Annotated in this window: 27 protein-coding genes and 1 pseudogene; 12 read left to right on the forward strand and 16 right to left on the reverse strand. The window is 38.0% G+C overall.

Features of this window, described 5'->3' with window-relative positions; all coding sequences use genetic code 11:
• Positions 1-89: 89 nt before the first annotated feature.
• Together PLX19_RS19275 and PLX19_RS19280 are read right to left on the reverse strand one after the other, a co-directional pair.
• A complete protein-coding gene (locus PLX19_RS19275) occupies positions 90-1,253 on the reverse strand; it encodes an MFS transporter (protein ID WP_272190401.1) in 1,164 nt (387 codons plus the stop codon).
• Positions 1,254-1,258: 5 nt separating this feature from the next.
• Positions 1,259-1,660 carry a MerR family transcriptional regulator gene (locus PLX19_RS19280; RefSeq protein WP_272190402.1) on the reverse strand — a complete coding sequence of 134 codons (402 nt, stop codon included), beginning with the start codon at positions 1,658-1,660 and terminating at the stop codon, positions 1,259-1,261.
• A 151-nt stretch (positions 1,661-1,811) separates the two neighbouring features.
• On the opposite strand from PLX19_RS19280, the gene PLX19_RS19285 reads away from it, so the two are divergent.
• Positions 1,812-2,537 (forward strand): glycerophosphodiester phosphodiesterase, encoded by a 726-nt coding sequence (locus PLX19_RS19285; RefSeq protein WP_272190403.1) that lies wholly within the window; start codon positions 1,812-1,814, stop codon positions 2,535-2,537.
• Between the two features lie 331 nt (positions 2,538-2,868).
• Positions 2,869-4,926, forward strand: coding sequence for a transglycosylase domain-containing protein (locus PLX19_RS19290; protein WP_272190404.1), 2,058 nt, complete (start codon positions 2,869-2,871; stop codon positions 4,924-4,926).
• A 47-nt stretch (positions 4,927-4,973) separates the two neighbouring features.
• On the opposite strand, the gene PLX19_RS19295 is transcribed toward PLX19_RS19290, so the two are convergent.
• The 3 genes from PLX19_RS19295 to PLX19_RS19305 form a co-directional block, all read right to left on the reverse strand.
• The gene (locus tag PLX19_RS19295; RefSeq protein WP_272190405.1) at positions 4,974-5,513 is read right to left on the reverse strand and encodes a GNAT family N-acetyltransferase; all 540 of its coding nucleotides are present in this window, start codon (positions 5,511-5,513) and stop codon (positions 4,974-4,976) included.
• A 139-nt stretch (positions 5,514-5,652) separates the two neighbouring features.
• The gene (locus PLX19_RS19300; RefSeq protein WP_272190406.1) at positions 5,653-6,162 is read right to left on the reverse strand and encodes a YwhD family protein; all 510 of its coding nucleotides are present in this window, start codon (positions 6,160-6,162) and stop codon (positions 5,653-5,655) included.
• Positions 6,163-6,178: 16 nt separating this feature from the next.
• Positions 6,179-6,853 carry a site-2 protease family protein gene (locus PLX19_RS19305; protein ID WP_272190407.1) on the reverse strand — a complete coding sequence of 225 codons (675 nt, stop codon included), beginning with the start codon at positions 6,851-6,853 and terminating at the stop codon, positions 6,179-6,181.
• A gap of 109 nt (positions 6,854-6,962) precedes the next feature.
• On the opposite strand from PLX19_RS19305, the gene PLX19_RS19310 reads away from it, so the two are divergent.
• Positions 6,963-7,151 (forward strand): 2-hydroxymuconate tautomerase, encoded by a 189-nt coding sequence (locus tag PLX19_RS19310; RefSeq protein WP_035434058.1) that lies wholly within the window; start codon positions 6,963-6,965, stop codon positions 7,149-7,151.
• A gap of 35 nt (positions 7,152-7,186) precedes the next feature.
• Here the strand turns inward: PLX19_RS19310 and PLX19_RS19315 are convergent, their stop codons facing one another.
• The 6 genes from PLX19_RS19315 to PLX19_RS19340 form a co-directional block, all read right to left on the reverse strand.
• A complete protein-coding gene (locus PLX19_RS19315) occupies positions 7,187-8,491 on the reverse strand; it encodes an HD domain-containing protein (RefSeq protein ID WP_272190408.1) in 1,305 nt (434 codons plus the stop codon).
• A 139-nt stretch (positions 8,492-8,630) separates the two neighbouring features.
• Positions 8,631-9,572, reverse strand: a complete 942-nt coding sequence (locus PLX19_RS19320) for an ABC transporter substrate-binding protein (protein WP_272190409.1) — start codon at positions 9,570-9,572, stop codon at positions 8,631-8,633.
• Positions 9,573-9,691: 119 nt separating this feature from the next.
• Positions 9,692-10,483: an ABC transporter ATP-binding protein gene (locus PLX19_RS19325; protein WP_272190410.1), complete on the reverse strand. Its 792-nt coding sequence runs from the start codon at positions 10,481-10,483 to the stop codon at positions 9,692-9,694.
• A gap of 13 nt (positions 10,484-10,496) precedes the next feature.
• Positions 10,497-11,513, reverse strand: a complete 1,017-nt coding sequence (locus PLX19_RS19330; RefSeq protein ID WP_272190411.1) for a FecCD family ABC transporter permease — start codon at positions 11,511-11,513, stop codon at positions 10,497-10,499.
• Positions 11,510-12,568, reverse strand: coding sequence for a FecCD family ABC transporter permease (locus PLX19_RS19335; RefSeq protein ID WP_272190412.1), 1,059 nt, complete (start codon positions 12,566-12,568; stop codon positions 11,510-11,512). The genes PLX19_RS19330 and PLX19_RS19335 overlap by 4 nt, the downstream gene beginning before the upstream one ends.
• 222 nt (positions 12,569-12,790) lie before the next feature.
• Positions 12,791-13,015 (reverse strand): DUF1450 domain-containing protein, encoded by a 225-nt coding sequence (locus PLX19_RS19340; RefSeq protein ID WP_272190413.1) that lies wholly within the window; start codon positions 13,013-13,015, stop codon positions 12,791-12,793.
• 236 nt (positions 13,016-13,251) lie between these two features.
• On the opposite strand from PLX19_RS19340, the gene PLX19_RS19345 reads away from it, so the two are divergent.
• A complete protein-coding gene (locus PLX19_RS19345) occupies positions 13,252-13,956 on the forward strand; it encodes an RsfA family transcriptional regulator (protein ID WP_272190414.1) in 705 nt (234 codons plus the stop codon).
• Positions 13,957-14,195: 239 nt separating this feature from the next.
• Entirely contained in the window at positions 14,196-15,041 is an 846-nt protein-coding gene (locus tag PLX19_RS19350; RefSeq protein ID WP_272190415.1) for a lipoate--protein ligase family protein, read from the forward strand.
• Between the two features lie 33 nt (positions 15,042-15,074).
• Here the strand turns inward: PLX19_RS19350 and pta are convergent, their stop codons facing one another.
• Positions 15,075-16,046 (reverse strand): phosphate acetyltransferase, encoded by a 972-nt coding sequence (gene pta, locus PLX19_RS19355; protein ID WP_272190417.1) that lies wholly within the window; start codon positions 16,044-16,046, stop codon positions 15,075-15,077.
• 224 nt (positions 16,047-16,270) lie between these two features.
• On the opposite strand from pta, the gene hemQ reads away from it, so the two are divergent.
• The 4 genes from hemQ (at position 16,271) to gerQ (ending at position 19,720) form a co-directional block, all read left to right on the forward strand.
• Positions 16,271-17,014, forward strand: coding sequence for a hydrogen peroxide-dependent heme synthase (gene hemQ / locus PLX19_RS19360; protein ID WP_272190418.1), 744 nt, complete (start codon positions 16,271-16,273; stop codon positions 17,012-17,014).
• A gap of 173 nt (positions 17,015-17,187) precedes the next feature.
• Positions 17,188-18,462 carry a serine hydrolase gene (locus PLX19_RS19365; protein WP_272190419.1) on the forward strand — a complete coding sequence of 425 codons (1,275 nt, stop codon included), beginning with the start codon at positions 17,188-17,190 and terminating at the stop codon, positions 18,460-18,462.
• 389 nt (positions 18,463-18,851) lie between these two features.
• Complete coding sequence (locus tag PLX19_RS19370) at positions 18,852-19,274, forward strand: cell wall hydrolase (RefSeq protein WP_272190420.1); 423 nt, start codon at positions 18,852-18,854, stop codon at positions 19,272-19,274.
• A 26-nt stretch (positions 19,275-19,300) separates the two neighbouring features.
• The gene (gerQ, locus tag PLX19_RS19375; protein ID WP_035434393.1) at positions 19,301-19,720 is read left to right on the forward strand and encodes a spore coat protein GerQ; all 420 of its coding nucleotides are present in this window, start codon (positions 19,301-19,303) and stop codon (positions 19,718-19,720) included.
• A 124-nt stretch (positions 19,721-19,844) separates the two neighbouring features.
• Here gerQ and PLX19_RS19380 read toward each other — a convergent pair whose 3' ends face one another.
• The 3 genes and pseudogenes from PLX19_RS19380 to PLX19_RS19390 form a co-directional block, all read right to left on the reverse strand.
• A complete protein-coding gene (locus tag PLX19_RS19380; protein WP_035434394.1) occupies positions 19,845-20,213 on the reverse strand; it encodes a DUF423 domain-containing protein in 369 nt (122 codons plus the stop codon).
• A 68-nt stretch (positions 20,214-20,281) separates the two neighbouring features.
• Positions 20,282-20,563 carry a YwdI family protein gene (locus PLX19_RS19385; protein ID WP_272190421.1) on the reverse strand — a complete coding sequence of 94 codons (282 nt, stop codon included), beginning with the start codon at positions 20,561-20,563 and terminating at the stop codon, positions 20,282-20,284.
• Between the two features lie 6 nt (positions 20,564-20,569).
• Positions 20,570-20,668: pseudogene (locus PLX19_RS19390) on the reverse strand (TrkA family potassium uptake protein); the annotation flags it as partial.
• 124 nt (positions 20,669-20,792) lie between these two features.
• Here PLX19_RS19390 and PLX19_RS19395 point away from each other — a divergent pair.
• The 3 genes from PLX19_RS19395 (at position 20,793) to PLX19_RS19405 (ending at position 23,806) form a co-directional block, all read left to right on the forward strand.
• The gene (locus PLX19_RS19395) at positions 20,793-22,067 is read left to right on the forward strand and encodes a purine/pyrimidine permease (protein WP_272190422.1); all 1,275 of its coding nucleotides are present in this window, start codon (positions 20,793-20,795) and stop codon (positions 22,065-22,067) included.
• A gap of 388 nt (positions 22,068-22,455) precedes the next feature.
• A complete protein-coding gene (locus PLX19_RS19400; RefSeq protein WP_272190423.1) occupies positions 22,456-23,277 on the forward strand; it encodes a Cof-type HAD-IIB family hydrolase in 822 nt (273 codons plus the stop codon).
• Positions 23,278-23,509: 232 nt separating this feature from the next.
• A complete protein-coding gene (locus tag PLX19_RS19405) occupies positions 23,510-23,806 on the forward strand; it encodes a DUF3817 domain-containing protein (protein ID WP_272190424.1) in 297 nt (98 codons plus the stop codon).
• A gap of 68 nt (positions 23,807-23,874) precedes the next feature.
• Here the strand turns inward: PLX19_RS19405 and PLX19_RS19410 are convergent, their stop codons facing one another.
• Complete coding sequence (locus PLX19_RS19410; protein ID WP_272190425.1) at positions 23,875-24,552, reverse strand: uracil-DNA glycosylase; 678 nt, start codon at positions 24,550-24,552, stop codon at positions 23,875-23,877.
• Positions 24,553-24,560 lie beyond the last annotated feature (8 nt).

Raw genomic sequence — 24,560 nt, forward strand, 5'->3', positions numbered from 1 at the left:
ATATAAAAATACCGTAAATATATTTGAAACAAATTGTTTTTGTTCGTATATTTAGTCAATTATGTATAAAACAGTCAGAAAACCCTTTCCTAGGAAAGGGTTTTGCTATCATTTTTTACATTTTCACGAACTGGTATACAAATCATTACACAGCCAACTAGCGCCACAATTCCTCCTACTAAAAACGGACTTTGTGGTGAAATCACGTGACCAAGAATTCCAGATAGAATTGGTGCAATCGCTCCGCCTAACCAACGAACAAAGTTATATACACCAGACGTGATAGATCTTTCATAAGGTGAAATATCCATTACATAACTTGTAAATAATGCATTATTAAGACCAGACGCTAATCCTGATAAAACGATAAGTACAATTTGTAACCACATTACATGTACGAAGAATAATAAAATTAAAAAGCCAGCAAATACGAGTAAACTATAACGCAATAACATTTTCGGCTCATATTTCTCTTCTAATCGATGCGCAAGTTTAGCAGAACCATACGCTAACGCAAGACCCCATCCGCAAAAGACGAATCCAAGCTGAATAGCAGATAAATGTAAAATAAGCGGTGAATACGCCAAAACAACAAAGAAAGCATAGTAATATAACATCCCAGAAATGGCACCTTGTATGAAAGGTTTATATTTCACTAAGTTAATTAATTCTTTCAATCCAGCTGATTGACGCTTCACTTTGCGCTCTGGTTCTTTTACAAAAAAGAAAACGAGAATAAATGCTAAAGCAATTAAAACACTTGTCGCAAAAAACGGATAACGCCAAGAATACCCACCTAATAAACCACCTAACAACGGACCTCCCGCCATACCTAAACCAATCGCGGCCTCATACAACCCAACCGCTTCATGCACCTCTTTGCTCAGCGCAATTAATAATGTCATCGCCGTTGCAAAAAACATCGCATTTCCTAAACCCCAGCCAGCACGAAAAATAGATAACTGTGCAATGGTTTGTGATAACCCGCAAATACATGCAAATACTGTTACAATCGCAAGACCGATTGTCATCATACGCTTATCACCAAACCGTGCCGCAAGAAGACCAGCTGGCAGCATCATAATGGCCATCGTTAAAATATAAGCTGTAAATAACATTTCTACTTGCCAATGTGTTGCCCCAATCTTCTCTGCAATGATTGGCAAAATCGGATCGACTACTCCAATGCCTGAAAAGGCAAGAAACGTAGCGACAACTGTAATAAGCCTTCCAAATCGTTGTTTACTCTCCATATGAATCATTCTCCTCTTTCTAAAAACTTCGTTGCTCTTTCCAGGCTATGTTCTAATTCTTCTTTTACACGCTTCATTTGTAACATTTTCTTGTCTAGTGTCTCGATTTGATTCGCCAGCATATTTGCTATTTCTTGAATGACTTCTCGATCACGCGGATTTTCACTATTTTTTCTTTGCTCCATCCGTTCTTTAAGTGATAAGAAATACTGCATTTCTTGAAGCGTAATCCCTAATACTTCTTTCGCTTCTACAATTTTTTTAATTCTCTCCACGTCTTCGTCTGTATATAAGCGAATATTTCCTTCGCTGCGCTCTGGTGGATGAATTAAACCAATTTCCTCATAATAACGAAGAGTCCGCTTTGTTAAACCAGTTTGTTTAGTTACTTCCTCAATTTTATACACGTCTATCCCTCCTAATATTATTACATTTTACGTTAACGTTAACTTTTATGCAACTATTACACCTTTGTAAATTTTTCCTACAAAGGTTGTCTTTTAAATTACTCAGTTTCATAATTGAGTTAAAACAAATAAGAAGGAGAGCCTATTACATATGAAACAACCACTTATTTTTGCGCATCGCGGTGTGAGAAGTACACACCCCGAAAATACAATGATTGCTTTTCAAGAAGCAGAGCGTGTTGGTGCGCACGGCATTGAGCTTGATGTACACGTATCAAAAGATGGCGAACTTGTTGTTATTCACGACGAAACTGTGGACCGAACAACTAATGGAACAGGGCTTGTCTGTGAACAAACCGCCGAACAATTACAAACACTCGATGCTGGTAGTTACAAGGATTCTTCTTTTCATGAGGCAAAAATCCCAACGCTCCGCGAAGTGCTTATTTGGCTTTCTACAACAACACTACAATTAAATATTGAATTAAAAACAGATGTCATTCGTTATCCTGGTATAGAAGCGAAAGTTGTAGATCTTGTTCGCGAATTTCATCTTGCTAATCAAATTGTATTTTCTTCGTTTAACCATGAATCTGTTGCTCTACTTGCAGCTTTAGCACCAGAGATTCCCCGTGCGATTTTATACGATAAACCACTCGTAGATCCAATTGCTGAAGCAACAAAAAGACAGGCTAATGGCCTCCATCCAAACTTCGAATTACTCACAAAAGAGTTTGTACAAACGGCCCAGCAACAAGGATATATATTCCGCCCGTATACAATTAATGAATACGACGATTTACAAAAGATGATAGATTACAGCGTTGATGTCATCATTACCGACTGGCCTACACGTGCCTTTGAGCTTCTTTCTTAATAAGAAGCTCTTTTTTATATAAATACGAATTGAAAAAACGACCTGAAAATAACTTTCTTTTTAGGTGGACGAGATCATCTGGCCGTGCATAGCAGCGACTTATATTTCGAAAAATCAAAATGGATTTATATGGTTTAAAAACAACCCAAAACCTCAATACTAGTAAAGTGAAACTTCCTTTCATGGATGATTTTACTATGAAAGGTTTGCCCGCCCAATCGGGATTTTACGGGTAGTTCCCCCCTACCTATTTTCTTTAGAAATGCGGAAGCGGGGGGTTACCGCCCACAGATAGCGGGATAAAAGTATGCTATGAGGGGTGACAAAAGAAATGGAACTTACAACAAATGAAAAACAAGCGAAATATAAGCGCTTTTTCCTTACTGCACTGCTATCATGTGTCCTTTTCTTTGTTCTTACTATTTTCATTGTGTTACTTGTTGCAAAAATTCTAGGACCACCACCTGTTGCAGTTCCACAAACAACTATCTTTTATGCAAATGACGACTCGGTTATGGGGCAAAGTCATGGGGCGCAGGAACGCTATAACGTGTCACTCGATCATATTTCACCTTACGTAAGAGAAGCGGCACTTTCTATTGAAGACCAGCACTTTTATAACCATCATGGCTTTGATTTAAAACGCATAGGCGGGGCGATAATTGCCGACATCAAAGCGATGGGAAAGGTACAAGGTGCGAGTACAATTACGCAGCAATACGCACGTAATTTATATTTGGATCACGATAAAACATGGAAAAGAAAGCTATTAGAGGCAATGTACACCGTTCGTCTAGAAGTGAATTACGATAAAAACAATATTTTACAAGGATATTTAAACACGATTTACTACGGGCACGGTGCCTATGGAATTGAGGCAGCGGCGCGTCTTTATTTTCATAAAAATGCGAAAGATTTAAACTTAGCGGAGGCAAGTATGCTTGCAGGTATTCCAAAAGGACCAAGTTTGTATTCTCCCTATTTGCATAAAAACAGGGCAAAAGAAAGACAAGCTCTCATTTTAAATGAAATGGTGGAACAGGGATACATCACAAAAAAAGAAGCAGTAGCAGCAAAACAAGAACAACTCAGCTTCGCTCCGCTTGAAAAAGAAGAAGTGGCAGAAGTTGCACCTTACTTTCAAGATGCAGTACAAGCTTCTCTCATCAATGATGCTGGTCTCGATGAGCAAACGGTAACACGCGGCGGCCTGCGTGTATACACAACACTAGATCCAAAGCTACAAAAGATTGCCGAACATGCAGTAAACGAAACCATTCCAAGTACAACGGAGATTGAAACTGCTATTGTATCCATGAATCCAAAAACAGGCGAAGTTATGTCCCTTGTCGGCGGACGCGATTATAAAAAAAGCCAATTCAACCGGGTAACTCAAGCGTACCGACAACCAGGTTCTACGTTTAAACCTTTTTTATATTACGCCGCTCTTGAGCAAGGCTTTACACCAGCAACCCGCCTAAAAAGCGAACATACTGTGTTCACATTAGGCGACGGTGTTTCAAAATATAATCCGACCAATTATAAAAACTATTACGCCGATGACTTCATTACAATGATGCAAGCACTAGCTGTTTCCGACAACGTATACGCTGTAAAAACGCATCTTTTCTTAGGAGAAAAATCACTCGTAAAAACAGCGAAGCAATTTGGAATTACAAGTTCATTAAAAGATGTCCCATCGCTTGCGCTTGGAACATCTCCTGTAAAACCTCTTGAAATGGTAAACGCTTATGGCATGCTTGCTAACGGCGGCAAACAAGTAAACCCAACATTTATTCGGCGCGTGGTCGATCATGATGGCAACATTTTATATGATGCTCATTTAGAAAACAAACAAATTCTTGATGAAAACAATGCCTTTGTAATGGAAGAAATGATGACTGGCATGTTTAATAAAAGGCTAAGTAGCTACGCCTCCGTCACTGGACAAAACCTTATTCCAAAGTTATCTCGCACGTATGCCGGAAAGTCCGGTTCAACCGAGACAGATAGCTGGATGATTGGCTTTACACCAGATCTCGTAACAGGTGTTTGGGTCGGCTATGATAAACAAAAAACAATCTCTAATCCAGCTGAGCAAGTCTATGCAAAAAATATGTGGGCAACGATTATGGAGCAAGGGTTAGAAGAAGCTCCAAAACAAGGCTTTAAAAAACCCGCCAATGTAGTCGCGTTAAACATTAACCCTGAAAATGGGAAAATCGCCACGAAAGGGTGCCCTGTTTCTGTCAAAATGTATTTTGTAAAAGGGACCGAACCAACAGAGTACTGCATGGATCATATTGATGAGAAAGATGAGTTTGAGGCAGTGCTAAAAGAGAAGGACAAAAATAAACAAAGCTGGTGGAAGAAGTATTTTCCGTGGTAAAGAAAATTGACTGAAAAAGGGAGCGTATTCTATCGCTCCTTTTCTTTCTATTCATCCTTATTATTTACAATTGCTAATACTTGATGGTCTTCCCATTTTCCATTTATCTTTACATTTTTCCTTGCAATTCCCTCTTTATGAAAGCCTGATTTCTCTAAAACTTTTATTGATCCGATATTATGCGGCATAACGCCCGCCTCAATCCGATGAAGCTTTAACCCATCGAATGCGTAAGACACGACGAGCTTAACAGCCTCCGTCATATATCCCTTCCCATTACGGTGTTTGTCTAAGGTATATCCAATAAAACAGCTTTGCAAAGGACCGCGTAGTACTTCAAACAATGTAACAGACCCGATTAATTCTCCTGTTTCGTTTAGATAAATGCCAAATGAATACTGCTCATCAAGCTCCTGCTTTTCATTCCCTTTTCTAATACGTTCCTTTTGACCCTCTAACGTATAAAAATTATCCTCTCGTAACGCTGTATACAGTTGAAAAAAATCTTGGTTTTTCGATTCCAAATGCATCATAGCTTCCGCATCACATTCTTCTAAACTTTTTACAAAAATAGACTCTCCGCTCATTCTCACATTCCCACCTACATCCCTTTATTTTCTATTTATATATTTTTTTGACATATACCATAATTTTCCTGCGCGATCCAATTAAAAACATGTTTTCAAACAAATAAAAAGCCCCTTTCAACAAGAAAGGGGCTACCTATTACTCTCCTAACAATTCACTACGTAATTTTTCACTAGAAAAATTCCATAGCTCCTCATTATGCTCTTTCAAGAATGTTCCGAGCACTTTTTTAGAAGGCTCATCCATATGATCAACCATGATGTGACGCTTTAATGATTTATCCATTTTATTTACATGCTCAGGAAGAGATTTGTAACCGCGGCGAATTTCACGGTCTACTGTCATTTCACATGCAGTTACACCTGCATAATACGCACCATTTGCCGTACGCTCAATTGTTACCCACACGAGCCAGTAGGGTTTTGCATTTGGTACTTCTTCTTTATTGATTAAAAATTTAATTCCTTTTTCAACAGCACTGCGGGCATGCATTGCTCCGATATCCACAACTGCCGTTCCTTCAGTTACATCAATAATAACAGGAGAAATATTTTCAAGACTTAATGCGCCGACTCCAAAGCCACCATGTCCATCTGTAGAGTCATTTTTAATAATATTAAAACCGATTTGTTTCTTTTTCTCTGCCATAGAAAAGCCTCCCCTTCTAATACAATCCAAATAATGGCCCAATTATAGTATGCAACATACCTAAAACTCGCGGAATGATAACTTGAAATATTGGTTGAATCGTATAGCGATCTAACGGTGTAATGACAAGAATTAATAAAATGATTGCACCGTATTTTTCATATTGCGTCATTTTCGCGCGTATACTGGTTGGCGCTAAATCTTCCAAAACACGATAACCATCTAGTGGCGGAATTGGTATCAAGTTAAAAACAAACAGAACAATATTAATCCCAATAAAGATTTGAAAGAACTGAAATAGCGTCTCTCCTACCGCTACTGGGACCGCGTCAACAACTCCAAATTTCAGCAAACTATACCAAGCAGCAAGTCCAAAAGCCCCTAATAATAAATTACTAATTGGCCCCGCAATCGAAACACAAACTCCCGCAAGGCGCGGACGCTTAAAGTTATATGGGTTTACCGGTACAGGGCGAGCCCATCCAAAACCAATAAATAAGAATGCGAGTGCACCGATTGGATCAATATGAGAAAGGGGCGATATTGTTAAACGCCCTTGATTCTTCGCCGTTAAATCTCCAAATTTATAAGCAACATATGCATGTGCAAACTCATGTACAGAGAGTGCCATTGCAACTGCAAGAGCTAACAATGGTAACTCATGCAATGGGTATCTAAAGAAATTATCCATACTTCATCTCCTTCTTAATTATCTAAGCAAAAAATCCTTCATTTTCTGATTGTTCTTTTCAAGAATCCGTTATAATAGTACTGTAATCTACATAAAAGGAGCGATACATATGCCATACGTAACAGTAAAAATGTTAGAAGGCCGCACAGAAGAGCAAAAGAAAGCCCTTGCTGAAAAAGTAACAGCTGCAGTAAGTGAAACTACTGGTGCTCCAGAAGAAAAAATCGTTGTATTCATTGAAGAAATGTCTAAAAATCATTACGCAATTGGCGGAAAACGCTTAAGCGATCAAGAGTAATCATTGATATAAGAGAAGCAGCTGTGCTGCTTCTCTTACTCTTTTCCTTCTAATAAACGAATAATTTTTTCTTTTATTTTTCCTTTTCTCCCATCTTCATACAGTAAATCATGCGGATAGAATAGCTTTTGATCTGTTCGCTTCTTACCTGTAATTGCTTCTACAATGTCCGATTCACGAGACAATTCGCGCAACTCTCCATTTGGCATAAGCAGTAAAATTGGCAAGCGTTCTTCCTCTTCACCTGCACGGTAAAAGTCATACGGCAAATCCGACGTAGAATCTACTACTAAGTAATATTCCGGATCAAGCCCAATCTTCTTAAATAAACTATTTAATTCCACCCAATTGTTTAATCCGTGCTTTTCCGTAAAATCAACGCACTTGAACAAGTTACGGTTCATAAAACGACGGCATAAATCACTTAAAATAGCATCCTCTTCTTCTTGCCATACTTGGAAGTAATAATACATGACATTCTCGTCTAACTTTAAATAATCCTCTACTGTTACTTCTCCTTCAAATAAAGAATAGAAATGAACGGGGTGATATTTAAATGTATAGTACTGTTCATGCAACGCTTTCGCGCGGTGCAAAATTTTCGTTAAAATCACTTCAGCACTGCGCGTGACTGGATGAAAATACACTTGCCAGTACATTTGATAACGGCTCATAATATAATGCTCAACAGCATGCATACCGCTATATTTAATCACAACTTGATTATTAAATGGACGCATTACCCGTAATATCCGTTCCATATCAAAGTTTCCATATTTCACACCTGTGAAATACGCATCTCGTAATAAATAGTCCATGCGATCTGCGTCAATTTGGCTAGAAATCATACTAATCGCTAATTTATTAGTAGACGTTTTTGCAATGACATCCGCTACTTTTTGCGGAAACTCACGATCAACGCGGCTTAACACCTCATGAATTTCTGTATCACCGACTATAATTGCTTGTGTAAATTTTTCATGGTTTAGTTCAAAGACTTTTTCAAATGAATGCGAAAAAGGACCGTGTCCTACATCGTGAAGAAGTGCTGCACATAAGCACAACAAACGATCTTCGGCATTCCAATCTGGTCTTCCATCAAACACATCATCAATCATGCGGCGAATAATTTCATAGACACCTAGTGAATGAGTAAAGCGACTATGCTCCGCACCGTGAAAGGTAAAAAATGTCGTCCCTAGCTGCTTAATGCGACGCAGACGTTGAAACTCTTTCGTTCCGATTAAATCCCAAATTACGCGATCGCGTACATGCACATATTTATGCACTGGGTCTTTAAACACTTTCGTTTCATTTAATTTATCACTTACATATGCCATTAAAATTCACCGCCCTCCATTATACGTTCTTATTCCTATTATAAACGAAAGGCGAAACAGAAAGAAATGAAAGACTGTATATTCCTGCATAAAAAGAAAATCACCATCCAAAAAACGAAGGTGATTTTCTCTATCATTATTATTTTCCTAAAATAAACGTAGATAGTTCGTCTAATAACATCTCTTTACCAAGTGGGAAGTATCCTTTATTTAAATCTTCGTTTTTAATCGTATACACGCGGTTATTTTTTACAGCGTTCATATTCTTCCAGATGGTTTCTTCTTGAAATTCTTTTAGACGCTGCGCACCATCACCTGTTGTGAATACAAATAAGAAGTCTGGATTGTAATTAATTAATGCCTCTTTTTGTAACTGTACTAACGGCTTATCTACTGGTGTACCATTAACTGCTGGCAATTTTAAATCTTTAAATAGCATACTGCCGTATCCATAGTCACCATACACACGGAATGCATTCGGATATACAGCCATTACCATGAATTTTGCATTATCAGTTTTCGCAGTGATTTTATCATGTAAATTACTTGCTTTTTCATCGTATTTCTTTAACCATGCAGCTGTTTCTTGTTCTTTATCGAAGATTTTCCCTACTTCTTCAAACTTCGGACGCCATTGATCTAATGGAGTACTTAACATGACTGTTGGTGCAATCTTAGATAACTGATCATAAATTTTTTCTTGACGGTTGTTTACTAAAATTAAATCTGGTTTTGCAGCAGCTACTGCTTCAATATTAATTTTATCTCCCCAAGCAGAACCAACTGGTTTCACACCTTTTAATTTATCTTCAATATGTGCATCAATTTTTTCTTGCGTCGTATTTGCCGTAATAACCGGCTTCATACCTAAAATTAATAACTCTTCTGTTGACCCACTTAAGTCAGCAATTTTCTTTGGATTTGCTGGAATTTTAATTTCTCCTTTTGCATGTTTTACAACACGCTCTTCACTTTTTGCGTCTGCTTTCTTTTCTTCTTTCTTATCAGAAGAACACGACGCAAATAATATAGAAGTAATCGCTAATACGAAAACTAGTAGAGTAGCTTTAAATTTCTTCATGTTTCCCTCTCCTTATTCATTGTAGTAAAAGTGCTACAAGGGCTCTTTCAGTAAAGACAACTATCTATACAAATTTATAGAAATTAAACTTTTCCCCGCTAGAACAAACTTAAACCTGCTTACGCACTTGTCATCAAGTCATAAGTCAGACAAATTGGGTTGCCATTAACAGGACACGGAACCATTTGTGCTTCAATTTCAAACACTTCGCGGAGCGTTTCAGATGTCATGACTTCATCTGGCGTTCCTTGTTTCATTAATTTCCCATCTTTTAATGCAAGCATATGATCAGAAAAACGAGAAGCGTGATTTAGATCGTGAATAACCATCACTATTGTTCTTCCTTCTTCTTCATTTAACTTTTTTAATAAGTTCAGCACTTCAAGTTGATGTGCCATATCAAGGTATGTTGTTGGCTCATCTAGTACAAGTAAATCCGTTCCTTGTGCTAATGCCATTGCGATCCAAACGCGTTGACGTTGTCCGCCTGACAGCGCCTCTGCTGGACGATTAACAAATTCCTGCATACCAGTCACATCAAGCGCCCAGCGAATGTAACGATAATCTTCTTCTGATAACGTACCGAACCCTTTTTGATGTGGGAAACGCCCATATGAAACAAGTTCAAGTACGGTAAGACCTGTTGGCACTTCTGCTGTTTGTGGCAAAATTGCCATCTTTTTTGCAATTTCCTTCGTCGGCTGTTTCTCAATTGCTTTTCCGTCCAAATAAACAGTACCCCGTTTCGCTTTTAAAATACGCGATGCTGTTTTCAGGAGCGTAGATTTCCCGCATCCATTTGGACCAATGATGGTCGTAATTTTCCCTTCAGGTATTTCAACAGACAACCCATCAATAATTAAATTTTCACTATATCCAACAGATATCAACTCAACTGATAAAGATGGCATACAGATCGTCTCCTTATCTTGTTTTTATAAGTAAATAAATGAAATACGGCGCGCCAATTACCGAAATGACAAGACCTACCGGTATTTCTGATGTTGTAAGTAAGCTGCGCGAAAGAAGATCGGAAAACAATAGCAATAATGTTCCAATTAACGCAGCAGTTGGCAGCATAATTTGATATTTTCCACCTACTAAACGGCGGGCAAGATGCGGTGCTATTAATCCAATAAAACTGATTCCCCCCGCAACTGCAACAGATGCACCAGCTAAGCAAACAGCGATAAATAATAGCTTACGGCGTTCTTTCTCTACGTTCAGACCGAGACCCGTTGCCACCGCATCTCCTAAATTCATTACATTTAAAACGTGCGCTTTCATAAAAGCAATCGGTAAGAAAATAAGCATCCATGGCAGCACACTTAATACGAACTTCCAATCTGTCCCCCATAAGCTTCCCGATAACCAAATCGTAGCAAAACGGAAATCATTCGCTGTCATTTTCATCGAGAATACTAAACTCACCGCACCGAACCCAGCTGCTACTGCAATCCCAACGAGAATTAAACGAACCGGCGAAACACCATCTTTCCAAGCAAGTGCATAGATGATGCCTGCCGCTACTATTGCACCAACTAAAGCAAAAAACGGCAGAATGAATACAGATAAAAACGAGGTCATCGTCACTTTCCCAAAGAAGAAATAAACGAAGATTACAACCGACAATCCCGATCCAGCATTAATACCAATAATTCCTGGATCGGCAAGTGGATTTCGTGATAACCCCTGCATAATTGCACCGGATACTGCTAAAGCTGATCCGACTAAAAGAGCGACAATCATTCGTGGCATCCGAAAATCAAATAAAATCGTTGTTTGATCTTCTGCTCCAAGACCAACGAGCGTTTTCAACACCCCAACTGGTGAAATTTTGAACGTACCCGTATTTAAGCTAATTAAAAATACGACGCAAATTAACAAACCAATACTAGATAAAATTGAGATGTTTTTTCTCGTTAATATTCCTTGTCTCACATTTTCCCTCTCCCTTCTTTACGTGCTAAGTAGAGGAAGAATGGTACACCAACCATCGCTGTTACAGCTCCAATCGGCGTTTCAAACGGCGGATTAATAATACGTGAAATCATATCTGCACACTCAATAAGTAATCCACCTAAAACGGCAGAACACGGGATTATCCAGCGATAATCTGATCCTACAAGAAAACGTGTTAAATGCGGAATAACAAGACCAACAAATCCAACAGACCCAGCTATAGAAACCGCACTACCTGTTAGCACAAGTACAAGAATTGTTCCAATAAACTTAATGAGCTTCGTATTTTGTCCAAGACCAATGGCAATTTCTTCGCCAAAACTTAAAATCGTAATGTATCTCGCTAGCATAATCGCAATAATAAGGCAAACAAGACCAACTGGAAGTAACATGTTTAAACTCGTCCCTTTCACGCCAGCAACGCCGCCTGCATGCCACATACTAACTTCTTGCGCTAGATTAAAATATAAGGCAATCCCAGATGAAATTGCACCTAGTAAGGCACTAATTGCTGCTCCAGATAACGCTAGTTTAATTGGTGTTAATCCGCCCGGAGACGCTGCTCCAATTCCATATACAATACTTGCACCAAATGCTGCACCGATAAAAGAAGCAATTACAAACATTAAATATGGCGAGTTTGGGAAGAATGCAAACATGATGGCGATGCCGAATACCGCTCCATCTGTAATCCCCATAAGTGATGGAGATGCAAGTGGATTTCTCGTCATCCCTTGCATAATTGCACCAGATACTGCTAAAAATGCCCCTACAGCTGCTCCTCCAATTGCCCTTGGAAGACGCAATTCTTGAATGACACTATGATATGTAGTAGATGCGTCAAACTGAAATACCACTTGCCATACTGTTTTCAAGCTAATATTAGCGGCACCAAATGAAATAGAAACTGCCATACTTAAAGCTAATAAAACAGTTCCAACGATTAAAATCGTCAAGGCGATAAGCGGACGGCTTTTTATCTCTTTTATGTCTACCGATTCTTCTTCATAAACCTTTCTCATACTCACTTCCATCTACAACATCCTAACTTTCAATATGTATAACAAGAAAATGAAACTCATTCTCATTAAGGGACAAAAAAAGAAAACCAAGAATGAACTTGATTTTTGATAATGATTCTCAATATCGTCCTTTTTATTCTACAAACGCAAACTAAAATTTGTCAACCGCTAATTTTGTTATATAAAACTTTTTTCCGTTTCATAAAACAAAAAAAGATACGACATCGTATCTTTTTACTTGTTTAACTTTGCTTCAATTTTTTCAATTAACTCATCTTCATTTGGCGCTGCAACTGGACGGTTATTTACAAATGCAAATGATTTTTTACGACCAGGACCACAATATGATTGACAGCCAATTTGAATATCTGCACATTCATCTATTTTCTTTAAACGCGGTACTAACGTCTTGATATTCGTTGCCTGACAATCATCACACACACGAAATTCGTTTCCCATTTTATATAACACTTCCTCTATTTGAAACTTTTCTCAAGTACATATAACAATAAACACTAAATGGTATTTTACCTTTCTTTTCGATGCGATGCAAGTTTTCTTCCTGCAAGAAACAAATGGCATACAAACATATTTCCACTCAAAATCTACCATAATTTTGACAGCTTTGTATAAAAGCGATTCATTTTGTCCATTCTAAAAATAAGATATTGATAAAAAGAAAGGGAGATGAATCTATGAAAGTAAGACAAGATGCTTGGACTGAAGAAGATGATTTACTTCTTGCTGAAACAGTTTTACGTCACGTACGCGAAGGAAGTACACAATTAAATGCCTTTGAAGAAGTTGGTGATAAATTAAATCGCACTTCAGCAGCTTGCGGTTTCCGCTGGAATGCTGTCGTACGCTATAGTTACGATCAAGCATTACAACTTGCGAAAAAACATCGCAAAGACAAAATGCGTGCAAATGGGGGCGAGCAAGCGAAAAAACGTCTTTTATATACACCGCCGACTCCATCTACGGTAACATTGGATGACAATATTAATATTGAGATTGATATTGAACAACCTGTTCAACCCGTTCAGCCTATGCAAACTATGCAAACTACGCAAGCAATGCCAACAGATTCTTCCATTGCGATGCATGACGTTATCCGTTTTCTACAAACTCTCGGAACTTCTAATGTAAAAGTATCCGCACTCGAAAGAGAGAATGAGAGATTGAAACAAGACATTGCTGAGTATATGAGAAAAAATGCTGAGTTGGAACAGAAAGTTGAAAAATTAGAACAACAATCAACAACCGTTCAAGAAGATTACGAGACGCTCATGAAAATTATGAACCGTGCAAGGAAATTGGCATTAATGGACGATGAAGAGCGTACACAAACATCATTTCGCATGGATCGAAACGGGAATTTAGAGAAGATTGCAGAATAAGAAGGATGCTATAATAGCATCCTTTTAATTTTGGCTTCACTCTAACCTATAAAGTGAAACTTTCACTCGTTTTCTCTCTTTGTTCTAATCCTGGCATGTGGTAGAAAAGGGCCCTGACTGATCAGTTCCTCTCGCCCTCCTAAAGCAGAGGGGCTTTATGTCCGTTTTCAGCTTATATTTATAATCACTCTTTTTTGCTATAATAAATATTGTCATTTTATAGATAAGGGGTTATTTACATGAGCGATTCTCGTTCGATTTTATCTCAGCCAGAGTGGCGCATTGTTGATCAGTCAAGCTTAGGTCCACAATTTCATGCGCTGCAATCTTTCGCAATGGATGATACGTTATGTACAACAGTTGGGAATGGTACATCTGTCGCAACAATGCGCTCTTGGGTTCATCACAATACAATTGTTCTTGGCATTCAAGATACACGATTACCTTACTTAAAGCAGGGAATTGAATTTTTGAAAAAGAAAGACTTCCATGTTATCGTCCGCAATTCAGGTGGACTTGCTGTTGTATTAGATGAGGGTGTTCTAAACATCTCTCTTCTGTTCCAGGAAACAGATAAAGGTATCGATATCGACCTTGGCTATGATACAATGTGGCATTTAATTAAAGAAATGTTAAAAGATTACAACGTTACTATTGAAGCAAAAGAAATCGTTGGCTCTTACTGTCCTGGCAGCTATGACTTAAGTATTAACGATAAAAAATTTGCTGGTATTTCGCAGCGCCGTATTCGCGGCGGTGTCGCAGTACAAATTTATTTATGCGCTACCGAAAGTGGCTCTGCACGTGCGGCACTTGTTCGTGATTTTTACAACTTAGCAATTCAAGGTGCAGAAACTAGATTTACGTATCCTGAAATTGTCCCAAGTACAATGGCTTCACTATCTGAACTACTTGGTGAAACAATTACTGTACAAGATTTAATGATGCGCCTTTTACAAACATTACAGCGTTTTACGCCGCAATTAACGTCATCACAGCTGACAGTAGATGAAGTACCGCTATACGAGCATCACTTACAGCGCATGATTGATCGCAATAACAAATCACTTAGGTTAGAAAGCTAAAAATCCCCGCATATGCGGGGATTTTTTTTATAATTATAGCGCTTGTGCTGCTGTAATTAAAGCAAGCTTGTACACTTCTTCTTCGTTACAACCGCGAGATAAATCATTTACTGGCATGTTTAAGCCTTGTAAGATTGGTCCCACTGCTTCGAAGTTACCTAAGCGTTGTGCAATTTTGTAGCCGATATTGCCAGCTTCTAAGCTTGGGAATACGAATACGTTAGCGTCACCTTTAATAACAGAACCTGGTGCTTTCTTTTCTGCTACAGATGGTACAAATGCAGCGTCAAATTGGAATTCACCGTCTAATGTTAATTCAGGAGCCATTTCTTTCGCGATGCGAGTTGCTTCTACAACTTTTTCTGTTTCTGGAGATTTCGCAGAACCTTTTGTAGAGAAGCTTAACATTGCAACGCGTGGATCAATACCAAATAATTCAGCAGTTTTTGCACTTTCAATACCAATTTCAGCTAAATCTTGGCTGTTTGGTGCAATGTTGATTGCGCAATCAGCAAATACATATTTCTCATCACCGCGTACCATGATAAATACGCCAGAAGTTTTTGTAACGCCTGGTTTTGTTTTAATGATTTGAAGTGCTGGACGAACTGTATCAGCTGTAGAATGAGCTGCACCGCTTACTAAACCATGTGCTTTGCCCATGTGTACAAGCATAGTACCGAAATAGTTTTCGTCTTTTAAGATTTCACGAGCCGATTCCTCTGTTGCTTTCCCTTTACGGCGTTCAACGAAAGATGCTACCATTGCATCCATTTCTTCGTATGTAACTGGGTCATAAATATCAACACCCGCTAATGTTAAGTTCATGCTAGCAGCTTTCGCGCTAATTTCTTCTTTATTACCAACTAAGATTGGTTTTACTAATTCTTCTTTTGCTAAACGCTCTGCAGCGCCTAAAATTCTTTCATCAGTACCTTCAGGAAGTACGATAGAAATGCCTTTACCTTGAACTTTTTCTTTTACTGTTGTAAATAAATCGCTCACTAATAACCCTCCTACGAATTGAAATCCATATTTAAGAATACCGCTTTTTATCTCTATTTTAAACGTATTGCTTCTAAAAAATTGATAAAATAAAAATGATTATATTTTCCCAAAATTCTGCTATAAAATGTGACAATTTTGTGCGCCTGAGACTAAGATACATGCTTTTCCATCTATATATGATATAGTTAACGTGTAAAACTTGACTATTCGAGGTGAATCTAATGAGTGAAGCAGCAAAAACGTTAGATGGTTGGTATTGTCTACATGATTTCCGTTCTATGGACTGGGCAGCATGGAAAACATTGTCTAGTGATGAACGTCAGCAAGCAATGTTCGAATTTTTAAACATCGTTGAAAAATGGAATAAAACAGAAGCTGCAAAACAAGGTAGCCATGCCCTCTATACAATCGTTGGACAAAAGGCTGATATTATGTTTATGATTTTACGTCCAACAATGGAAGAATTAAATGAAATTGAAGCCGAATTCAATAAAACAACATTAGCAGAGTATATGCTTCCTACATACTCTTACGTATCTGTTGTGGAACTAAGTAACTATCTTCCTGCTGAAGAAGATCCATATCAAAATCCACAAATTCTTGCGCGTTTATACCCAATGCTTCCTAAAGCAAACCATGTTTGTTTCTATCCAATGGACAAGCGTCGTCAAGGCGAAGACAACTGGTACATGTTACCGATGGAAGAGCGCAAAAAATTAATGTATAGCCACGGGAAAATTGGCCGTCAATATGCAGGAAAAGTACGTCAAATCATTACTGGTTCTGTTGGCTTTGATGATTATGAATGGGGCGTAACATTATTTGCCGACGATGTTCTTCAATTTAAGAAACTTATATATGAAATGCGCTTTGATGAAGTAAGTGCACGCTACGGTGAGTTCGGGACATTCTTTGTCGGAAACATTTTACCAAGCGAAAAAGTTGCAAAATTTTTACACGTATAACAACAAAAAAGGACGAAAATTGTCCTTTTTTTATTGTTTTATATAATAGAAACCTCTAATTAAATAGAAAAATTATCCAAATCACTTACAAAATTGTAATCTTTCCATATTCAAACTCATGTTAGAATAGTACAAGCTACATGCTAATAACGATGCGAAGGTGATAATTTATTATGAGGAAAATGTTATCTATTTTATTAGGGCTCACACTCATGTTTTCTTTCATAGGAGCAACTCCCTCTTATGCGAAAGAAGACATACATATTGAAGCCGCTGCTGCTATTCTGTTTGATGCAGATACAGGAAAAATACTACACGAGCAAAACCCCGATGAATTACTTGCAATTGCTAGTATGTCAAAACTCATGGTTATATACTCCGTTTTAGAAGCCATTAAAGAAGGGAAAATCACCTGGGATACAAAAGTGAATATCTCTGATTATGCTTACGAAATTTCCCGTAACAATGAATTTTCCAACGTTCCATTTGAAAAAGGACGACAATATACAGTTAAAGAATTATATCATTCTATTCTTGTCTTCTCAGCAAATGGATCAAGTGTTGCACTTGCTGAACTTCTTGCAGGAAGTGAAAAGAACTTCTTAAATCTTGCAAATGAACATGCAAAAAAACTAGGGTTAAAGAAATATAAATTTGTAAATGCTACAGGATTAAATAACGCTGATTTAAAAGGCAAGCACCCGGAAGGAACAGATCCAAACGGTGAAAACTCTTTATCAGCTAGAGACATGGCAATCTTATCTAGAACAATTATGACAAAATATCCAGAAATATTGGAAGATACAAAACAAAGATTTAGAAATTTCCCTGATAATCATCCACGCCCAATTCGTATGGAAAACTGGAACTGGATGTTACCAGACGCTGCATTTGCATATGAGGGGACAGATGGCTTAAAAACAGGAAGTTCTGATTCAGCTGGATATTGCTTTACCATTACAGCCAAACGCGGTGATTTACGCCTAATCTCCGTTATTATTAAAACAAAATCAATGGATGAGCGTTTCATAGAATCCCGTGCATTAATGGATTACGGCTTCAAAAACTTTGAAAAACAGAAATTGAAAATAGATAAAAATAATACAATTCCTGTCGTAAAAGGAAAAGAAGATACTGTAGCTGTGACACCTGAAAAAGAAATAACGGTAGTCACCAAAAAAGGAAGTAAACCGCCTTACAAAATTTCTTATGAAGCAAACAAATCAATCTCCGAAGATGGAAGCTTAGTTGCACCTGTGAAAAAAGATGCCAAAGTCGGCTCACTTGTTTTAGAATCCACTGATCAATATGGTTTCCTTGATGGAAATAAACAAACGAAATTCGATGTAAAAACAACGCAGGAAGTAGAAAAAGCAAATTGGTTCGTATTGACAATGCGATCCATTGGAGACTTCTTTTCTAATATGTGGTTAAAATTATTTGGATAATAAAAAGCTAGCAAATTTGCTAGCTTTTTATTATCCAAATCTTCCTCAGCGTATTCCTTATTTCTTCTGAATAGTAATAACTTCACTTTAATTTCCTAATATATAAGTCGCTGCTATGCAGCAAGAAAATGTCCGCTACTTGCTTTCTCCCTTTGTTTTAAATGTTGCATGTGGCAGGAAAAATCCCCTAACCACCTTTATGCATGGCCAGATGCTCTCGCCCCTAAAAAGAAAGGGGTTTCTATTTCAGTTTTTCAACTAATATCTATAGAGATACATATTAAAACATGGTTTGGTTGTCATATCTGCCCCCTTTTTTTCATACCTATGAATTAGTAATTATTCTACACTTTCTTTTCTCTAGCGGAGTAATAAGAGAGGTGAAACAGATGGGTGTTATTGCATATACAGAAGAACATGTAAAACTACTTGCCAGATTAATGCGGGCAGAAGCAGAAGGAGAAGGACCTCAAGGAATGCTTATGGTTGGAAATGTCGGCGTCAATCGCGTAAAAGGAAATTGCTTAGACTTTAAAAAGATTCGAAACCTTCGTCAAATGGTATTTCAAAGTCCTGGTGGATTTGAGGCTACGCAAAAAGGTTACTTCTATCAGCGTGCTCGTGAAAGCGATATTGCTCTAGCAAGACGTACGATTCAAGGAGAGCGATTCTGGCCCGCTAATTTTTCGTTATGGTTTTTTAGGCCAGGAGGCGCCTGTCCACCAACTTGGTTTAATCAAGAAAACTCTGGTCGCTTTAAAAATCATTGCTTTTTCCAACCAAGTGCTGAGGATTGTCCAAGTGTGTATTAGTGAACTGAAAAGAGGAGGGATTTCGTATGGCACAGCAACAAAACCCATACTATGGGGGAGGATTTTATCAACCATCTGGCGGATATATGCAACCACAGCCCGGACAACAAGGACAACAAATGCCAACAACGCCGCAAGCTGCACAAGCACAACTTGCCGTTTCTCAAGGGATGCTTCCACTTGAGCAATCATATATTGAAAATATCCTTCGCTTAAACAAAGGAAAACCAGCAACTATATTCATGACATATGAGCGCGGCAGCACACTTGGTACACAATCCTATACAGGCATCATTGAGGCTGCGGGACGCGATCACATCATTTTAAGCGACCCTAAGTCTGGAAAACGTTACTTACTGCTTATGATCTATCTTGATTATGTAGAATTCCCAGGAGAAATCATTTACTTCCCAACACAGCAACCCGCAACTTATCCTCCAAGATAATAAGAAAAAGCTGGCATATGCCAGCTTTTGTTTTATTTCTATCCTGTACAAACCATTTGTAAGGGCCCAACTAGTTCAACTAGCCTCCTGGGAAGAAAAGCGTTTCCCAAGAGGAAGTTTCACCTTATAGCCCTTTTACAATCGCAGTCCCCAGTAAAATCCATCCTACAATAAATGCTACACCGCCAAGCGGAGTAATTGGACCAAAAAATTTTATACCAGTTGTACTTAATGCGTATAAACTTCCGGAAAACAGCACAATACCTGCTACCATACACCAGCCTGCCGCGCCTACAAGAGAAGATTGAATCTTATCCATTAATAAAGCAACAACAAATAATCCCCCTGCATGAAACATTTGATATGTAACACCTGTTTTCCAAACCTCTAACATTTTCGCTGAGATTTTCCCTTCAAGTCCGTGCGCTCCAAATGCTCCAAGCGCAACAGATAATGCTGCTGCAATACAACCTAATAAGAAGAAAATTTTCATTGGAATTCCCCTTTTTCTTTTTACTTTTATAATAAAAAATTTCCTCGAACACTCCAACTATTTAGCGTCTAAAAATCCAAAAGGGAGTTTCCATTTGCATCATCCTCTTTCACATATACAGGCTCTCCTGAAAATGAACCCATTGGCTGAACAGGCATTTGCGGTGCCACAACATTTGTTCTTAATGTTGGTTCAACATATGCAGAAGCTTCTGGCTGTTCTTCAAGTAATAGATCACATAATGCACGAACAACTAAAAGATGTTCTTTTGCTTTATGTGAGTCACTCCCTTTCGCTTTTGCAATTTCACTTGCCATTTTATTTAAAATCTTATCGCTAGATATTTGCATGCTTTCTCACCTCACGTATTGTAATTCTTTTTCAAATCGTCCCAATTTCTCTACTGGACCAAATACTATTATCATATCACGTTCTGCAAATTTTTCCGCTCCTGTTTGTTCCGATGTTTCATGCACTCAAACAATACTTTCATCTCTTTTCTCTATTTTCAAACTTTGCCATAACGAATCAAATACATATATACTAGAAATGGAAATACGAAAAAGAGGTCGATATATAATGAAAACATTTCTTTCTGCCCTGCAATGGGCATTATTTATTTTAGCCGGCAGCTTAATTGTTCCCATTAGTGTTGCCGCTAACTATGGACTAGAAGGCGCAGAAGCAATTGCATTCGTCCAACGAACATTATTTGTTCTTGGATTTGCAGGTATTTTACAAGCTTCCTTTGGTCATCGCTTACCAATTCAAGAAGGGCCTGCTGGACTTTGGTGGGGCATCTTTTCCTTATACGCAAGCTTAGGTGTTGTATTATTTGGATCAACTGGTGAAACGCTACGCGTACTGCAATATTCCTTCTTATTAAGCGGTCTCATTTGCATTCTTCTTAGTATATTTGGACTTATCGATAAACTTGTCCGCTATTTTACACCAACTGTTATTGGAACCTACCTATTTTTACTCGTTGCACAGCTAAGCGGATCATTCTTAAAAGGCATGTTTGGACTTAACGGACAGCATACAGCTGTTCAAGGGAAAGTCTTTATTCTTTCTCTTATCATTATTTTTCTATCTTTCTTTGTTACGAAACTACCTGTTATTGGTCAATATTCTGTACTGTGCAGTATTGTGATTGGGTGGATTTTATTTGCATGTTTCGGTCTATCAAATCCAATCACACCTGTATCAGACATTATCCGTATGCCATCTATCTTCGTATTTGGTACGCCTCGCTTAGAATGGAATATGGTTATTACCATTCTCTTTGTTACGTTGTTACTACTAACTAACATGTTAGCAAGTATTCGCGTTGTTCAACAAGTAGTTTCGAAATACGAAGCAACTGCCGTGCAAAATCGATTCAAACAGGCAGGAATTATAACCGGTATTAATCAGCTTCTTGGCGGTCTGTTTTCAGCAATTGGACCTGTCGCTATTTCTGGATCAGCTGGTTTTATTGCGACAACAAATATTTACAAACGACTACCGTTTATTCTTGGATCAACCTTTATTATTCTTATGAGTCTATTTCCAAAGGTTACTTCATTCATTGCAGCAATTCCGGTAGCTGTTGGCTATGCAGCCATTTATCCGGTATTTGCTAGTATGATTGGACTAGCATTTCGAGAATATGAAACTGTGAAAGATAAAGAACGCTTATTCAAAGTTGCAGGTCTCGCTCTCTTTACCGGAATTGGCGTTATGTTCATTCCATCAGATGCCTTTTCTTCACTGCCGCCATTCCTAGCATCCTTCTTAAGCAACGGTCTTGTACTCGGCTCTGTAATGGCAATTATACTAGAAATACTATTCTCTCGTTCAACAGATAAATAAGCGGGGTAAAGTGAAACTTTCCTTAACGAGTGGGTTTCTCGTTGAGGATTAGTTGAACCAATCGGGTCCTTACAGATGGTTTGTACTTTGCTTCCTTGTCCTAACCTCTTACCAGCTGTTTGGGCGGGGTAAGGTGAAACTTTCCTCAACGAGTGGGTTTCTCGTTGAGAATTAGTTAAACCAATCGACACAAAACGTAAACAAAATTGGCACGCTTCAAGCATTGCAGTCTATTTTAAGAATTGTTACGATAATAGAAACATATATGAGCAAGCAAAATATGCTTGCTCATATATACATTCATATAAAATCGATTCCATCTTCAAAAAGGTTCGATGTCTTACAATTCATTTCACATTATAAATTCATATTAGGAAGGATTGTTCAAATGTCTTATAAAATGATTGTACTAGATTTAGATGATACATTACTTCGCGATGACCATACGATTTCACCGCGTACGAAAGAAGCCCTAATGACCGCCCAAGAGCGCGGTGTAAAAGTTGTACTAGCTTCCGGCCGTCCAACATTTGCGATGTGGCCTATTGCAAAAGAACTAAAATTAGAGGAATACGGCAGCTTCATTTTATCGTTTAATGGCGCAAAAATTATTAACTGTAAAACAAACGAAGAATTATTTAGCAGTACTTTATCACCTGAAATTGTCCATAATTTATATAAAACAAGCCAAAACGAAGATGTGTGGATTCATACGTACATTGGTGATGGCATTGTGACAGAGGAAAATAATGAATATACAGAAGTCGAAGCTTATATTACAGGTATGCCAGTTATAGAGGTTAATAATTTTGTAAGTGCAGTGAAAGAACCTGTTGTGAAAGTATTAATGATGAAAGCACCAGAACGTCTTGCAGAAGTTGAAAAGAAATTACAACAAGAATTCGAAGGACAATTAAGTGTTATGCGTTCTAAGCCGTTCTTCTTAGAATTCACAGAATATGGTGTAACAAAAGGAACAAGCTTGCACCAACTTATCCAAAAACTTGGTATTACACGTGAAGAAGTGATTGCGATGGGTGATAGCTATAATGACCAGGCTATGATTGAATTTGCTGGCCTTGGCGTTGCAATGGGCAATGCACCGGACGACATTAAAGCCATTGCAAATCATGTAACAGACACAAACATGAATGATGGCGTTGCAAAAGTTGTAGAACAATTTGTTTTGAATAGCGAAGTGCTAGTTTAGAACTGTTTTCACGTTGAAGAGAACTAATCATCCATAAAATCGCGCCTGAGTCAAATACTTAGGCGCGATTTACTTTTTATATGTATTAGCTTGTGAAGATATTTTGAACTTTACACCATTATCATAGTGTAAAGTTTATTTTTGATTATAATGAAATAAACTAGGCTATTTTATTTACCAAAAGAATACAAATATATCATATACAAGCATACATAACTTAGGAGGCCATTTTATGTTATCAACACCGATTGGACGTTTAAGAGTCATTGGGGTACTGGAAGGGATTTCTTTTCTAATCCTTCTATTCATTGCAATGCCGCTGAAGTATTTTGCAGATTTTCCGAAAGCTGTTACTGTAACGGGTATGGCACACGGTGTCCTGTTTATACTATTCATCTTCGCTGTTATTCAAGTAACGACAATTCATAATAAATCAAAATTATGGGCGTTTGGTGCGCTTGTTGCATCTGTTATTCCATTTGGTACGTTCGTACTAGATGCAAAATTAAAACAAGAAGATAATAAATAAAAACAGACCGCTGCATCCGTAGTGGCCTGTTTTTTTACGTATAAATTCCTAAACGAAAGAATCCTTACTTATAGATTCGGAATTTGCCAATCAATCTCCCGTTCTCCGTTACTTACCAAGAAATGGTTTGTTTTTGAAAATGGTTTGCTGCCAAAGAATCCTCGTCGTGCTGATAATGGACTTGGATGAACAGATTCAATAATATGATGATTAGAATTTGTAATGAGCTTCTTCTTCGCCTGCGCAGGGCGTCCCCATAATACAAAGATAACTGGTTTTTCCCTCTCATTTAACAACTCGATAATGCGATCTGTGAAAACTTCCCACCCTTTTCCTTTATGAGAGTTGGCCTCTCCTTGACGCACCGTTAATACAGTGTTTAGTAAAAGCACACCTTGCTCTGCCCATTTTACTAAATAACCGTTATTCGGAATTGGGTACCCTAGATCATCCTGCAGCTCTTTGTACATATTTTGCAGTGATGGCGGCGTTCGTACGCCAGGTTGCACCGAAAAACTTAAACCATGCGCTTGATTTGGCCCATGATATGGATCCTGTCCTAAAATAAGGACCTTCGTATCTTGATAGCTCGTATAACGCAAAGCATTAAAAATATCCTCCTGCTTTGGATATACAACATGTGTACGGTACTCTTCTATTAAAAATGATTGCACTTGTTGATAATATGATTTTTCGAATTCAGGTGCTAATAGCTGTGCCCAATCATTATTTAATATTTGTTTCATTCTGTCAC

It is taken from the genome of Bacillus sp. BP-3, assembly GCF_028401955.1.
Taxonomy (GTDB): domain Bacteria; phylum Bacillota; class Bacilli; order Bacillales; family Bacillaceae_G; genus Bacillus_A.